This is a genomic window from Providencia sp. PROV003 (genome assembly GCF_045040775.1).
GTDB classification, from domain to species: Bacteria; Pseudomonadota; Gammaproteobacteria; order Enterobacterales; family Enterobacteriaceae; genus Providencia; species Providencia huashanensis.
In genome coordinates this window covers 2,256,312-2,271,826 of sequence record NZ_CP096369.1, presented here as the reverse complement: position 1 = coordinate 2,271,826, position 15,515 = coordinate 2,256,312, and the positions used below count along the sequence as shown (strand labels likewise).

At 40.5% G+C, this 15,515-nt stretch carries 14 protein-coding genes; 8 read left to right on the top strand and 6 right to left on the bottom strand.

Features of this window, described 5'->3' with window-relative positions; translation table 11 throughout:
- Positions 1-155: 155 nt before the first annotated feature.
- From galM to galE, 4 genes are all read right to left on the bottom strand, one after another.
- Positions 156-1,196: a galactose-1-epimerase gene (galM, locus tag M1F14_RS10250; RefSeq protein WP_129466193.1), complete on the bottom strand. Its 1,041-nt coding sequence runs from the start codon at positions 1,194-1,196 to the stop codon at positions 156-158.
- Positions 1,197-1,225: 29 nt separating this feature from the next.
- The gene (gene galK, locus M1F14_RS10245; RefSeq protein WP_042844983.1) at positions 1,226-2,386 is read right to left on the bottom strand and encodes a galactokinase; all 1,161 of its coding nucleotides are present in this window, start codon (positions 2,384-2,386) and stop codon (positions 1,226-1,228) included.
- A gap of 93 nt (positions 2,387-2,479) precedes the next feature.
- Positions 2,480-3,532 carry a UDP-glucose--hexose-1-phosphate uridylyltransferase gene (locus M1F14_RS10240; RefSeq protein WP_042844984.1) on the bottom strand — a complete coding sequence of 351 codons (1,053 nt, stop codon included), beginning with the start codon at positions 3,530-3,532 and terminating at the stop codon, positions 2,480-2,482.
- Between the two features lie 12 nt (positions 3,533-3,544).
- On the bottom strand, positions 3,545-4,570 hold the full coding sequence (galE, locus tag M1F14_RS10235) for a UDP-glucose 4-epimerase GalE (protein ID WP_131680639.1): 1,026 nt from the start codon (positions 4,568-4,570) through the stop codon (positions 3,545-3,547).
- A 643-nt stretch (positions 4,571-5,213) separates the two neighbouring features.
- On the opposite strand from galE, the gene M1F14_RS10230 reads away from it, so the two are divergent.
- The 5 genes from M1F14_RS10230 to M1F14_RS10210 are packed head-to-tail and all read left to right on the top strand — an operon-like array spanning position 5,214 to position 10,496.
- Positions 5,214-5,927, top strand: coding sequence for an IclR family transcriptional regulator (locus tag M1F14_RS10230; protein WP_048607806.1), 714 nt, complete (start codon positions 5,214-5,216; stop codon positions 5,925-5,927).
- A 53-nt stretch (positions 5,928-5,980) separates the two neighbouring features.
- Positions 5,981-7,609 carry an OPT/YSL family transporter gene (locus M1F14_RS10225; RefSeq protein ID WP_042844990.1) on the top strand — a complete coding sequence of 543 codons (1,629 nt, stop codon included), beginning with the start codon at positions 5,981-5,983 and terminating at the stop codon, positions 7,607-7,609.
- A 20-nt stretch (positions 7,610-7,629) separates the two neighbouring features.
- Positions 7,630-8,823 (top strand): aminotransferase class V-fold PLP-dependent enzyme, encoded by a 1,194-nt coding sequence (locus tag M1F14_RS10220; protein ID WP_181468662.1) that lies wholly within the window; start codon positions 7,630-7,632, stop codon positions 8,821-8,823.
- 3 nt (positions 8,824-8,826) lie between these two features.
- Positions 8,827-9,549, top strand: a complete 723-nt coding sequence (pepE, locus tag M1F14_RS10215) for a dipeptidase PepE (protein ID WP_042844993.1) — start codon at positions 8,827-8,829, stop codon at positions 9,547-9,549.
- 2 nt (positions 9,550-9,551) lie between these two features.
- A complete protein-coding gene (locus tag M1F14_RS10210) occupies positions 9,552-10,496 on the top strand; it encodes a DUF1177 domain-containing protein (protein ID WP_048607809.1) in 945 nt (314 codons plus the stop codon).
- A gap of 53 nt (positions 10,497-10,549) precedes the next feature.
- Here M1F14_RS10210 and uhpC read toward each other — a convergent pair whose 3' ends face one another.
- Complete coding sequence (gene uhpC, locus M1F14_RS10205; RefSeq protein ID WP_042844996.1) at positions 10,550-11,875, bottom strand: MFS transporter family glucose-6-phosphate receptor UhpC; 1,326 nt, start codon at positions 11,873-11,875, stop codon at positions 10,550-10,552.
- A gap of 168 nt (positions 11,876-12,043) precedes the next feature.
- Positions 12,044-12,673, bottom strand: coding sequence for an NAD(P)H-binding protein (locus tag M1F14_RS10200; RefSeq protein ID WP_042844998.1), 630 nt, complete (start codon positions 12,671-12,673; stop codon positions 12,044-12,046).
- A gap of 225 nt (positions 12,674-12,898) precedes the next feature.
- Between M1F14_RS10200 and hemP the strand changes: the two genes are divergently transcribed.
- The 3 genes from hemP (at position 12,899) to M1F14_RS10185 (ending at position 15,510) form a co-directional block, all read left to right on the top strand.
- On the top strand, positions 12,899-13,072 hold the full coding sequence (gene hemP, locus M1F14_RS10195; protein WP_094301214.1) for a hemin uptake protein HemP: 174 nt from the start codon (positions 12,899-12,901) through the stop codon (positions 13,070-13,072).
- Positions 13,073-13,154: 82 nt separating this feature from the next.
- Complete coding sequence (locus M1F14_RS10190; RefSeq protein WP_129466200.1) at positions 13,155-13,427, top strand: hypothetical protein; 273 nt, start codon at positions 13,155-13,157, stop codon at positions 13,425-13,427.
- Between the two features lie 82 nt (positions 13,428-13,509).
- Positions 13,510-15,510: a TonB-dependent hemoglobin/transferrin/lactoferrin family receptor gene (locus M1F14_RS10185; protein WP_181468663.1), complete on the top strand. Its 2,001-nt coding sequence runs from the start codon at positions 13,510-13,512 to the stop codon at positions 15,508-15,510.
- The last annotated feature ends 5 nt before the right edge of the window (positions 15,511-15,515 follow it).

Sequence of the window (15,515 nt, the reverse complement as noted above, 5' to 3'; positions counted from 1 at the left end):
TCTACAATTAGGATGGCTTATTAAACAATGAGCTAGGATTAAAAACAATGGCATAACGCATATTAAAATCATTTAAATGAAAACAACGGATTATTCATGCCTAAATAGCAAAACACCGCATCACTGCGGTGTTAATAATTATGCGAAATAATATATTAAAAAATAAATTGATAGCATGTTTCGCTAGTATAGCGTTGATTTGAGTATGAAATTGGGCTGTATTTAGCCCCCCATTCAGGGTGGTTTACCGCATCAGGTGGAAATTGAGTTTCAAATGCAACGCCAGAAAACGGGGTATATTCCTTTGTTTTTCCCGCGACAGAAGTCAAATAATTCCCTGTATATAATTGCATTGCTGGCATGGTTGTTGAAATATTCATCTGAACATCCCCCGCAGGTGCACGAAGTGAAGCGACCGTTTGCTTCCCATCAATACGAGTGCTATCAAGGATAAACGTATGGTCATATCCCCCAACCATTATTTGGTCTTCATCTTGTAAAAAACCACGGCCAATTGGCTTTCCTTGGCGAAAATCAAAATAGCTGCCAGTAACACCACGCCACGCCCCTGTTGGCACCCCGTCTTTGTTTGTCGGTACATAATCGTTACTGTGGATTTTAAGCTCGTGCTCAAATAACGTTTTTTCCGTATTTTCCCCAGCAAGGTTAAAGTAGGTATGGTTAGTCAAGTTCACAGGGCAAGTAGCAGATGTTTGGTACTGATAACGAATAATGACCTGATTTTCATCTGTTAATTCATAACTCGTATCGACTCGCAACTCACCGGGAAAGCCTTGGTCACCATGAGGGGAAATCAGAGTAAACACCACCTGTTGAGCATGACGCTGTGAAATAGCCCAAACCCGATAACTGAAATTATCTTCCCCCCCATGTAAACAATGCATTCCTTGATTACTAGACACTTTATAATTTTCGCCATCAATCGAAAATTGTGCGTTCGCGATTCGGTTGGCAACACGGCCCACTGTAGCCCCTAAATAAACCGTCTGCTGCATCTGCTGCGCAATATTTGGCGAACCTAAAATAACATCACGCTGACCACTTGCTAAGGGTAAGATACAGCTCATCCAGCTTGCCCCCAGGTTCGTCAAAGTAATTTTCATACCATTTTGATTGGTTAGCTCAATAATTTTAGCGGCTTGTAACGCAAGACGTTGCTCGTGAGTAAATTGCATTTTTTCCCTCAATTTGTCAGGTTCTATGATCAACTCAAACTCACTACGCCAGCGCCGGCACTTGGCTGACAAACATAAATATCCGCCTGTAAGCCTGTCATTTTAGAATATTGGGCTTCAACAGCCTCAATCACTGGTTGCACAAGTTGTTGTTGCATTAAGGCCACCACGCAGCCCCCAAAACCACCACCGGTCATACGCACACCACCTTGAGCCCCTAAAATAGATTTCACAATGTCGACTAATGTATCAATCTCTTTTACGGTGATTTCAAAATCATCGCGCATGGAAATATGTGATTGCTCCATCAATTGGCTTAACAAGGGCAAATCATTTTGTGTCAACGCGATTGCGGCTAACTGTGTACGCTCATTTTCACTAATCACATGCTTAGCCCGTTTGGCAACTAATGGCGGTAATTGATGTTGTTTTTGCAAAAACTCATCATAGGTCACGTCACGCAATGCCTTTACAGCCAAGCGCTCAGCAGCTTCTTCACATTGTTTACGCCGAGTATTGTATTCACTTCCCACTAGCCCCCGTTGTTTATTTGAATTGATTATCATCACAACTAGGTCGTCAGGGATAGAAATTGCCAGTAAATCCAAACTACGACAATCAATCAATAAGGCATGCCCCTCATCACCACAGGCTGAAATTAATTGGTCCATGATGCCACAGTTACAACCGACAAATTGGTTTTCCGCCTGTTGACCATTCAGCGCAATATCTTGCTGACTAATATCTAATTGATACAAGGCCTTCATTGTTTGCCCTATAACCACTTCTAATGAAGCTGAAGAACTTAACCCCGCTCCTTGCGGTACATTGCCACTGACTGCGATATCACATCCGTTAAACTTAAACCCACGTTGCAGCAAGAACTTAATTACACCGCGAATATAATTGGCCCACATTTTTTCAGGTAAAAATGTAATTTCTTGGTCTAGGCTAAACTCGTCACAATCATTATTATAATCGGCAGCAACTACTCGAATAATACGGTCATCACGTTTTGCCGCCGCAGTCATTGTTAGGTAATTAATGGCACACGGCAGCACAAAACCGTCATTATAGTCTGTGTGTTCACCAATCAGATTCACTCGCCCTGGAGCCTGAACATAAATATTCGCTGGATAACCAAAGGTTTTCTCGAATGAATTAGCAACCGTTTTTTTCAGCATTTCCATTGTTTGCTTTCCTTAATCGTAAAATTGATTTACTCGAACAATAAAATCCAAGCAAATATTAATTTGAATAATTCCTTAGCTATTTCGTTAGGTTTAGCGTTGTTTGTAATGTATTTCGCTAACCTCTCTTAAACGCTGGGCTGCCTGTTCTGGCGTTAGGTCACGCTGGGTTTCAGCTAACATTTCATAACCCACCATAAATTTTTTGACCGTTGCAGAACGCAATAGCGGCGGATAAAACAACGCATGTAATTGCCAATGTTCAATATCTTTATGTGGTTTAAAATAAGGGGCAAAGTGCCACCCCATCGAATAAGGGAAGGAACACTGAAATAAATTGTCGTAGCGGCAAGTCAGTTTTTTTAGCGCCAAACTCAAGTCTGTACGGACGGTCTCATTCATTTCATCCATGCGCCTAATCGGTTGTTTAGGTAACAGCATCGTTTCAAACGGCCAAGCGGCCCAATAAGGTACAACTGCTATCCAATACTCTGTTTCCACCACAGTACGCGCACCAGATTTTTGTTCTGCATTGACATAATCCATCAGTAGATTACTGCCATGGCGCTGATAGTATTGTGCTAAAAAATGGTCTTTTCGTTCGATTTCATTTGGCAGAAAATCACTCGCCCAAATCTGCCCATGAGGGTGCGGTTGAGAGCACCCCATGATTTCACCTTTATTTTCAAATACCTGAACCCAAGTAAATTGTTTACTGAGTTCCGTAACCTGCTGTTGCCATGTTTCCACCACCTTTTCAATTTCTGGAAGTGAAAGCTCAGGTAGCGTTTTACTGTGATCTGGTGAAAAACAAATGACTCGGCTAACGCCTCTGACTGATTGAGTTTGAAATAACGCTGACTGGTTTTCTGGCTGAACACAGGCTTGCTCTAACAAAGCACCGTGATCATTTTGAAAAACATAAGTACCTTGATAGTTAGGGTTTACCTCGCCTGAAACACGAGTATTTGTTGGGCACAGAAAACAATTTTTATCGTATTCAGGCAAGTCTGTTATTGACGGCTTTTCATCTTGACCACTCCATGGGCGCTTTGCTCGATGAGGTGAAACCAAAACCCATTGCCCCGTCAACGGGTTATAACGGCGATGAGGGCAATCTGAGGGGTTAAATGGCATCTTATTCATGCTATCAATCTCCTATTTATTGTATCCATTAGGGTTATTTACTTGCCAACGCCAACTGTCTGCGGCCATATCATCAAGGGTACGCACCGCTTGCCAACCTAATTCACGATACGCTTTTTCAGGGGTAGACCAATACTCTGCGATGTCCCCAGCACGACGAGGTTGGATAGTATAAGGAATAGGCTTCCCAACGGCTCTTTCAAACGCCTGCAACACTTGCAGTACACTGAAGCCATTTCCGGTTCCCAAGTTATAGATATGTAACCCTGCTTGCTGACCGACTCCTTGCAATGTAGCAACATGCCCATCGGCTAAATCCATTACATGAATGTAATCACGAACGCCAGTCCCATCAACAGTAGGGTAATCGTTTCCATAAATTGCTAGTTTATCCCTTTTTCCTACCGCAACCTGTGTAATATAAGGTGTTAAATTATTTGGCACACCTTGAGGGTCTTCCCCCATCAGGCCTGATGAATGTGCACCCACAGGGTTAAAATAGCGTAATAAGGAAATCGACCACGAATTATCGGCGTGATAAAGGTCAGATAAGCAACGCTCAACCATGTATTTACTGGTGCCATAAGGGCTTTGCGTGTTACCTGTTGGGAAGTTTTCTGTAATGGGTAATGTGCTAGGTTCCCCATAAACGGTAGCCGAAGAGCTGAAAATTAAGCTTTTTACGTTAGCTTCATTCATACAACGAGCTAAAACCAATGTGCCATTGACATTAACATCATAATATTCAATGGGTTTTTTAACTGATTCGCCAACCGCTTTTAACCCTGCAAAATGAATAACTGAACGAAATTGATGGGCGCTAAAAATAGATTTAATAGCCGGTTCATCTCGAATATCACAGTGATAAAAAACCGGCCTCACCCCAGTTAATTGTTCAATGCGATTAAGCACTTCCAATTTAGCATTATGTAAATTATCAACAATAACAGGAAGTAATCCAGCTTTTATTAATTGGACACAAGTATGACTACCAATATAACCCAATCCCCCAGTGACGAATATTTCACCCTGCTGCATGTTTCACTCCTTAGTACGCCTTCAATTTCATATTTGCCTTTCAGCTTGCCGTTGTGGGCGAGTATACCAACGAGTTGATATCCAATTCTGTGATCAAACTCGATTTAGTGTAAACGTTTACACAAAAATAGCAAAGAACCGATGAATATCATGTGAATTGAAAAAATAAGATGCCAATCGAGGATAATGATTTGGATAAAAAAAGCACAGAGTAACTTTGTGACTCTAATAAGTTACTTTATGAATATTATTATGACGAAAAAATATTCAACCGCGTCGAAATCAGTGTATTAGGGTTCCCCCCCAACCACATTATGAATAACATTTAGTCACCACCATTCTTGTTTGATGATTTATGCCATTCATCTCATATATCAACGCTACCACTCACTGTTTCGCTACTAGGAACAGTCTACAGCCATATAATTAAATATAAAAATCAACACATTACATCAAAATAACTCTTATTTTGATGAATGGTCACAATTGATTCAGTGACCGACTTAACACTGTGGCAACAAATCATTTACTTTGTATGTTATTTCATCTAAATATATTTACATCGATAAGCGGAACACTGTTCCTGATAAAGGAACGAAAAATAACAATAATACCGTTTAATTTAATGCACACAGGGGGAAGCATGAGTAATCAGTTACAATCTGCAGGGTTTGTTTTAACTCTGCTAGACCATTTTTCAATTGATAAACCAATATGGGGAGTGCGTGAACTGGCTCGTCATATCGGTAAAAGCCCCTCAATGGTGCAACGTGGGTTTAACCTTTTAGAGGAGCAAGGGTTTCTACAAAAAAATAACAGTAAAGAGTACTTATTGGGCTTACGCTGCATCGAAATTGGCCACATAGCAAATAATACACGGCAATTTTCTCAGTTGGCTAATGATTACCTCCAGCCATTAGCCAGCAAAACGCATGAAACTATTTTTATTTATCGTCGCTATAACGATATCGCCATTTGTAATTTTATTTTAGAAAGTGACCACCTAATACGCTTTACCTCAAAAGAAGGTGAGGCCTTGTCATTACACGAAGCGCCTTTTACACAAATTATCTTAAGTTCAATGGATGTGACTTATATTGAGGATTATCTTTTAAAACACAATTTACAAAATGATTTGGAATTAAAACATCAATTGAAACTTTACGCGGATGAAGGCTATGCCTATTCGAAAGAAGCTTACCTTGCAGGGACTCAAGGGCTATCAGTACCTATTTTTTCATTTGAAAAAGGGGTGTTAGGCTCTTTATGTATTGCTGCCTCAAGCCAAAGTAAAAATTTAACTGAATATTATCCATTATTAAAATCTACAGCAAGTAAGTTATCTGCCATATTTTAAATATGGAGAAATATAAAAAATAAATATAATTCAATATTAAAATAGGTAACTCTATGAATATATCTCATGATAAAAATGATACTGAGGTACGTGTATCTATTTTTTCTCCAGCACTGCTTATTGCAATAATTATATTATCATTTGTTGGTGCTATTATCGGTATACAAATTATTGTCACACTAGGAATATCGGCGAACACCTCAATTATTGGCGCTGTATTAGCTATATTATTATCAAGATTACCATTTTCAATTTTTTCTTCATTTAAATTTATAGATGCTCAAAATTTAATTCAAACCAGTATTTCAGCCGCCACCTTTGCCGCAGCGAATGGATTGATGGTCTCAATCGGTGTCCCTTGGGTGCTCGGTATGCCTGAATTAATTTACCCTATGATGGCTGGTGCATTTGTGGCTATTATTATTGATGGCACAATATTATACGGATTATTTAATACTCGCGCATACCCAGCGAGTGCCTCTTGGCCTGCTGGCGTTGCAACAGCAGAAACACTATGGGCAGGAAATAAAGGTGGCAAAAGACTAGGTGCTCTATTAACAGGCTTTGCTGCAGGCGCAATCGGTGCGGGATTTGGCATCCCTATGGCCTCTGCAGGTATCGCTTTAATCGGTAGTATCTTTGCATTATTCATGTTTGCTATTGGCTTACTTATTCGTGGTTTTTCTGAATCGGGTCTAATTAGTTATAATTTATATGAACACTATGTCCCTCACGGTGTAATGATTGGGGCAGGAATTGTCGCACTCATTCAAATAGGTGCCATTGTTTTTCGTAATAAAAAAGAAACGGATCAGCGAATTAAAGAAAGTGAAGAACTTATTCAAAGTAGCCGCCGTATTAAATCAACACTAATTAAAGGGGCTATTTTCTACTTTCTCACCGCCCTCGCCTTAACCTTTATTAGCCAAATTTTTGTGACGATGACATTGCCACAACTCATCGGATTCCTTATTTTTGCTACCCTAGCAGCTTTGATTCAAGAGATGATTGTGGGGATGGCTGCCATGCATTCAGGTTGGTTTCCAGCGACGGCAGCTGCGCTTATCTCATTAATGATAGGTATCCTTATTGGTTTTCCCCCTGAAGCATTAGCCGTATTAGTTGGGTTCTGTGTCGCCACTGGCCCTGCATTCGCAGATATGGGGTTTGACTTAAAGACTGGGTTTATGATCCGCGGTAACGGCAAAAACCCAAATGTTGAACGCTATGGCCGAAAACAACAATATTTTGCCTCTATTATTGGTTTTTCCTGTGCCTTAGTCGTTGTTGCACTGACTTATGATTTCTATTTTCAGCAAGACAAAATTGTCCCTGCCTCTCGACTCTATGCGGCAACAATTCAAGCAGGCAGTTCATCTGATGTCGCAATGATGTTGTTACTGTGGGCCATTCCTGGGGCTGTTATTCAATTAATTGGCGGGGCAAAAAACCAAATTGGTGTTCTTTTTTCAACAGGATTGATGATCAACTACCCCATTGCAGGTTGGACCGTTCTCGTAGCGCTCGCCGTGCGGGTCATCATACAACGCTTCTTTAATATTAGCTCAGATAAAATTTCAACTTTCGCTGGAGGACTCATTGCCGGTGATGCGCTCTATTCCACCGCCAAAGCCTTTCTTCCAACGATAAAAGCAAAACTGCTTTCCCTATGGGCTCGATAGTTTTCAATAGGAATATAATTATGATGAATATATGGCAACAAGCACAGCAAGATACCCTAGTCTCACAAAACTACGTCTATTTCGATACTGGAGCCGCAGCCCCCCCACCCAAACCGGTCATTGATGCGGTAAAGGCCTACCTAGACAAAACAGCAGAACAAGGTATCTATCTGCCAAGTTTTCGCAAAGCAACATACCAGCAGGTCGAAGTTTGCCGGAAAAAAATGGCCGCGTTTATTGGTGCTAAAGAAAGTGAAATTGCATTCACTAAAAATGGTACAGAGTCCATTTGCTTAATTGCTAGAGGTATTTCATGGCAAGCAGGTGATGAAGTTATTATCCCGGATACCGAAATGCTCAGTAATATTTCAATATGGCAATTGCTAGCAGAAGAAAAAGGAATAAAAATTGTTACTGTTCAAGCCGATAAGCAAGGGGTTATTTCTCCCGCATCCATAGAATGCGCCATTACCTCCAAAACGAAACTCATCAGTTTTGTGGCATTATCTAATATAACTGGCGTTATGCAACCTGTGCAGGCTATCTGTGAAATAGCCCAAAAGTATAGGGTATTAAGCCATGTCAGTGCCTCTCAGGCTATTGGAATGTATCGTGTTAATGTTCAAAATTGGCAATGTGATTTTATGTCCTTTTGTGGACGAAAAGGCTTAAGAGCAATCGAAGGCTGTGGGATATGTTTTGTCCGTGAGTCGTTAATCCCCTTATTAACCCCAATGCTAGTTGGTTGGTGGAATAGTAGCATCGACCCTAAAACAGGTACGGTGATATTACCCAAGACCGCTAAACGTTTTGAAGCAGGTTGCCCAAATATCCCTGCAATTATCAGTTTGAACTCTGCATTAGACTATGCATCCCAATTAGGTATTGAGCAAATTGAAATACGTAATCAAACCCTCACACAATATGCTATGCAGAAATTAGCCACAATTCCAAATATTGAAATATATGGTCCAGATAATAGCAATCAGCGTATAGGAATAATTCCATTTAACATTAAGGGTATTTCCTCTGATTTATTAATGCAAAAATTAGAAGCTAAAAATATCATTATTGAATCAGGGCATTTTATGGCAACGGCAATTTTGCAGTTCTATAACATAGAAAAAATGGCTCGATTATCATTGCATTATTTTAATACTGAAAAAGAAATAGATTTATTTATTAACGCAATTAATGATATTACAAAGGAATAAAAAATGACTAAAGCATTATTAATGAGTAGTTCACGCATGGGAAACATGAATTATTTAGAACATGCTGATGAGCAAATTCATCGATTATTACAACATAAAAAACAAAATATTTTATTTATTCCTTATGCCGCAGTGACTTTTAGCTTTGATAAGTTTGAAGCCATTGTACAACCTGTATTTAGGGCCTTAGGTTATGAATTAAAATCCATTCATCATTTTAGCGACCCGATTAGTGCAGTGCAGGAAGCACAAGCTATCGCAATTGGTGGGGGAAATACATTCGCTCTACTAAAACGCCTATACGATGCCAAAATTGTTGACGTAATTTCCCAGCGCGTCAAACAGGATGGAGTACCTTATATGGGGTGGAGTGCAGGAAGTAATGTTGCAACCCCTACGATCCGTACAACTAATGATATGCCTATTGTTCAACCACCTTCATTTAATTCACTGAACATATCACCATTTCAAATTAACCCACACTTTATTTCTGGCAAACCAGTTGGTCACAATGGGGAAAGCCGCGAAGAACGTTTAAATGAATTTTTGACGATTAACCCAACCGAAGAGTTAATTGCCCTCTACGAAGGTACCGCGTTATTTATTGAAAATGAACAAGGCACTATTTTAGGTGACCAAAATGCATTATGGCTACGTGGCCCCGATAAAATTGAAGAAATTACCACTAACCAACCTTTCCGATTAGATATGATTAAAGGAGCATAATAATGTCATTGAACTATGTTAGCCAAGTCTATGAGTTATTGGACAGCCCCCATGTTGATGGGGAAAAAATGTCCTCGTTATTAAGCTCTGTTAGCCCCGACCATGCTCAAATCACGGTGACCTCAGTCAACTACGAGGCTCCTGAAGATACTCGTCAATTATGCCATTTTATTAAGGTTGTCATTCCCGGTACAGAGGGAAAACTATCTGGTGGAAATTACCCAACACTTGGTATTATTGGCCGTTTAGGGGCACAACAAGCGCAACCTAATCGAATCGGGTTAGTGTCTGATGCTGATGGCTCTATTGTTGCCTTTGCAAGTGCGATGAAACTACTTGATATGGCAGCAAAAGGTAGCCGGCTTAAAGGGGATGTGATTATAACCTCCCATATTGCAACCCATGTTTCGATAACCCCTCATGACCCTGTCGACTTTATGGGGATGCCCGTTTCCTCAGCTACGATGAATAAATACGAAGTCGATAAACAGATGGATGCCATTTTATCTATCGATACATCCAAGGGAAATAGTATTATTAAACACCGAGGAATTGCGATTTCACCAACTGCCAAGCAAGGCTATATTTTGCGAGTTTCTCCAGATTTAGTGCGTTTAATGGAATATGCGACTGGTGATGTAGCAAAAACATTCCCAATTACCACGCAAGATATTTCCCCTTATGAAAACGGTGTTTATCATTTCAATTCCATTATGCAACCCCATGTTGCTACCCATGCTCCTGTAGTTGGCTTAGCCATCACAGCCAAAGCACTGGTCCCCGGTAGCGAAACCGGTGCAAGTTATGAAAGTGAACTTGTTGATGCTACAAGGTTTACTGTTGAAGTTGCGAAGCAGTTTTGTTGGAACAAAATACGTTTTTACCAACAAGACGAGTATGATGTGTTGTATAACTTGTACGGTTCCCTTGCACAAATTCAAGGTTAATTTAGCGAAAAAAGGTCACTATCAAAGTGACCTTTGGGTTTTATGATAAACCGTTATGCATCATTACTGATTTTCTTTTTTGTCATCGCCATCGCAATTATCAACAGTAGGATCAAGAAAATGGATAAGGTTAATAATAACGAATAGAAACCATTCCATTGGTATTTTTCAATCACCAACGATAGCGGATAACCTGCAATTGATGCCCCAATATAAGCAAATAAGCTAACAAAGCCTGTTGATGCACCCGCAGCATTTTTATGTGAATTTTCAGCAGCGGCCATCGCAATAAGGAACTGTGGACCAAAAATAAAGAAACCAGTCATAAAAAATAAGAATGAAAATACATATTCGTTATCAACTGGCACAATCCATAAACAGAATGACGTTATGATAATCCCTAGCGCATATATGACATTCATCTGCGCACGATTACCTTTAAAGATTAAGTCAGAACCCCATCCAGCTACGATAGCCCCAAAAAAGCCACCAATTTCAAACATCATAACGACGGCGTTCGCAGACAGTAGATTAAAACCATGATCTTCAATTAAGTAAAGATTAGCCCAGTCGTTGATCCCGGTTCTAATGATATATATTACGGCGTAAGACAGCGCTAATACCCACAATACCTTATTTTTAAAAATATACTGATTAAGGATCTGGCCTAGTGGTAACCCCGCCCCTTTGGCTTCATATTTTAATTCTTCAATGTCATTGCGCCATTCACCAACTGTCGGTAGCCCCATCGTACGCGGCCTATCACGTAGCAAAATACACAAACCAATACCAATCACAATAGCAATAACACCAGGGATAATCATTCCGTAGCGCCACCCTAATGCTAATGCAACACCACCAGACAAAATTGGAATTATGGCACCGCCAATATTATGCGAGGTATTCCAAATCGCCCACCATAGACCCCGCTCATTACGTGAGTACCATGTATTGAGGATTTTCGCACAAGGTGGCCATCCCCACCCTTGGAAGAATGCATTTACCATCCATAACACAATAAACATGGATATGGATGATGTTAAACCGAATAGAATATTCACGACCCCAGTGGCAATTAACCCAACCCCCATAAAGTAGCGTGGATTAGAGCGGTCACCGATGATCCCAGACAGAAACTTAGAAGCGCCGTAAGTTAGGTAAAAAGCTGTCCCAACCATTCCGATATCACCCTTTGTGATCCCCAAATCAGTTAGCATTTCAGGCATAACAAAGTTAAAACTTTTGCGTGTGAAATAAAAAACAGCATAACCAATATAACTAACAATCATTAAATGCAGACGCCAGTATTTATATTTTGCGTCGATTTCCGATTTTGACATCGTTACTGGCACATCTGGTTGTTCCTTAAATATTGACATATTGAATCCTACTAAAAGTATTAGCAGGCAAAAATATGACAATACATTGATAGCAACAATAAGTGAATTTACTTAAATGTTACAGTTTTATTACATTTTTATTTCAATTTGTTACCGACATCAAAAAAACTTAATCGATTAAGCTTCATTTTTTAATGAGTGAATTGGTTATGCCAATTGTTTTGATGACACAATATTCACACCCTGAATAGGATTGACTGCGCCTTCGAGTAGCGCTGAGGCTATATTAGTTGCAGGGCTAATTTGGCAACTTGCAGGAAGCAAACGAGATAAAAACGAAATAACCCGTATTACCACCACTTCACCAAGGCGTTCTTGGCTTCTGTGACCACTAATGACATTTGGACGCACTATTGTTAAAGAAGAAAACCCCAATGATATTAAACGCTTTTCAAGCTCCCCTTTCACTCGGCTATAGAAAAAAGGGGAATTAGCATTAGCGCCTAATGCCGAAGTCAAAACAAAGGTTGGACAATGCCATTTTTTAGCGAGCTCAGCACAGGCTAACGGGTAATCATAATCAACTCGGCGAAATGCAGCCTTTGAGCCTGCTACTTTCATTGTTGACCCTAAAGTACACACCACCGCATCAACTCCCCAAAGATCTGCCTCATCTGGCAAATGATTAAAATCAACCGTTGGCGCCCATAACTTAGCATGCTCAGGTAAATCACGGCGCGTAGGCGCAATAACCTGCGTGACTCGAGGGTCAGCTAAAGCTAATGATAATACATGGCTACCGACTAGCCCTGTTGCCCCAACAATGAGTAATTTCACTTTATTTCTCCATGAGTCAGCAGTGAACCCTAACTATAGCTTAGCATTGCATCGCGCTTATTGCCTTTGCTAGTTCTCCCATAATGAATAATTTTCTTCCCGACTCAAAGGTTTGTATCCCTTTTGTTGTTTGTTTGTGAAAAACGCTTGATATTGGCAATGATTCTAAAGATAATCATTCTCAATATCATTTCTATTATCAACAAATTTAGTGTGGTAAATAATATGACAGCGCCAGTTGCAGAACACAACGTCGAAACGGCAAAGCAAACCGTTAAAGCTGACGTAATAGAAAGCCAACAACTCTTGGGGCCTAATGGCAAGGTCTCAATTCAACATAATGGCGAACTTTATTTATTAAGACAAACACGTACAGGTAAATTGATTTTAACTAAGTAGTCTGTGCCAAAAATATAAATCGCAAGCCACCTAGGTTATTATCCAGGCAGCCAGCTTAACCTAAGCATAGGAAAGGTTTCTTATGGAGTTTAAACTGACGTCTGTATACCCTATTTTTGCCTCTGGGCACCCTGTATACATAAATAACTATTCGATCCACCAACATGGTTTTACACCATTCTATTTGCGTAAAATGACAGATAACGTTACTCCGTTATCACAACCAAACTACGCCTATCTCAGTGATCTACAGTCATTAACTCCCCTTTTTTCTTATGCTAGCGCACCACTTACACTCAATTTCCCCTGTGTGATACCAAAGTCAGTTCCCCCTGACCCACTCACTTTTATTTAGCCATAAGCTGCTAATTAATAAATATTTAACTCATTCTGTTTAATACAGCGAAAAATAAAATACGTTATGGAGTCTCACAATTATGTCCCATGTTTTACGAGTGTCAGTTATAACCAGTGCGATATTGGGGGTTATAGCCAGTGCACAGGCCCAAACCACTGAAATCTCATCCAAAAAGAATGCCAACGATGTTATGACCGTCTATGCCACAGGGACTGAGCGCGATAGCTTTGATACACCAATGATGGTGACTGTAATCAAAAATAATTCCCCAGAAACCGAAACTGCAAATAACGTGAATGATATTTTACGTAAAGTGCCTGGAATTGGTGTGACAGGAACCGCTCGCACCAATGGCCAAGATATTTATATGCGTGGTTTTGATCGCAATGGGATTTTGACGCTTGTTGACGGTGTACGACAAGGCACTGATACGGGCCATATTAATGGTACCTTTATTGACCCTGCCTTGATTAAGCAAGTGGAAATCATTCGAGGCCCTTCAGCTTTGCTATATGGTAGTGGTGCCATGGGGGGAGTCATCGCGTGGGAAACTGTTGATGCGAAAGATTTATTACGTGAAGGGCAAAACCACGGCTTCCGCGTATTTACCCAAGGCTCAACTGGAGACCATAGTATTGGTTTTGGTGGTACCGCTTTTGGTCGTAGCGACAACCTTGATGGCGTATTCAGTTTCGTGACCAAAGAGACTGGCGATATTCGCATGAGTAATGGCGATGACATGGATAACAAAGAGACCATTGGTAACCTATTAGCTAAAGGAACATGGCAAATAGACGATACGCAAAAATTATCAGGCCAACTCCGTTACTACAACAACGATGCTCACGAGCCCAAAAACCCTCAAGAGCTCACTAGTACACCTAAAAACTTAAAAGTTAACCGCACGACTCGTCAACGTGATGCACAAGCGACATACCATTTAAAACCGTCTTCACAGAATTGGCTCGACCTAAAAGTGACGCCTTATTATTCAGAGGTCAATATCACAGCCAAAGGGCAAGGCACCCCTTATGAGGGGCGTACGCAAAAAACCTCTGGTATAAAGATTGATAATAAAACTAATTTCTACGACTTACCTGTTGCTTCGCATAACTTAACCTATGGCAGCGAAGCTTATCAGCAAAAACAAACCCCTTACGCGGCAGCCACTCAATTCCCTGATGCTGAGATCACCTTTGCTTCTGGCTTTTTACAAGATGAGATCACCTTAAAAGATTTACCTGTTTCGTTCATTATCGGCACGCGTTATGACCATTATAAATCGAAAGCGAAAGGTAATGAAAAAGTCAAAGAAGGTAAATGGTCATCTAAAGGAGCAGTCAGTATTACGCCAACTGACTGGTCAATGCTGTTTGCTTCATATTCTGAAGCATTTCGCGCACCTACCATGATGGAAATGTATAACGATAGTATTCACTTCCCTATGGGACCGAATAAATTTAACAGATGGCGTCCTAACCCAAACTTAAAACCAGAAACAACTCGGACAGCTGAATATGGCTTTGGTTTGCGTTTTGATGACTTAATGATGGCTCGTGACAACCTACAGTTTAAAGCGAGCTACTTTGATACTAAAGCGAAAGACTACATCAATACCGACGTTAATATGGTGGAAAACTACACCACGTCTATCAATGCCAAGCGCGCCAAAATTTGGGGTTGGGATGCTTCTCTCGATTATACAAATGATTATGCCAAATGGAGTTTAGCTTACAACCGCACTGAAGGAATTAATGAATTCAATGGTGAGTCAATTACCTCCATCAAGCCAGAATCCGTCACAAGCAACCTGTCAATCCCTGTCGCCAATAGTGGGTTCTCTGTAGGCTGGTTAAGCGAATTTACACGCCACACCAATTTCAATAAGGCCTCAAAAGCCCGTAAACAAGCGGGGTATGCAGTTCATGACTTTTACGTCAGTTACCAAGGTGATGGGCAGCTCAAAGGGTTAGGAACGAGTGTGGTACTAGGCAATGCCTTCGACAAAGAATATTACTCATCGCAAGGCATTCCGCAAGATGGTCGTAATGCCAAGCTACTTGTCAGCTTCCAATGGTAATTCAC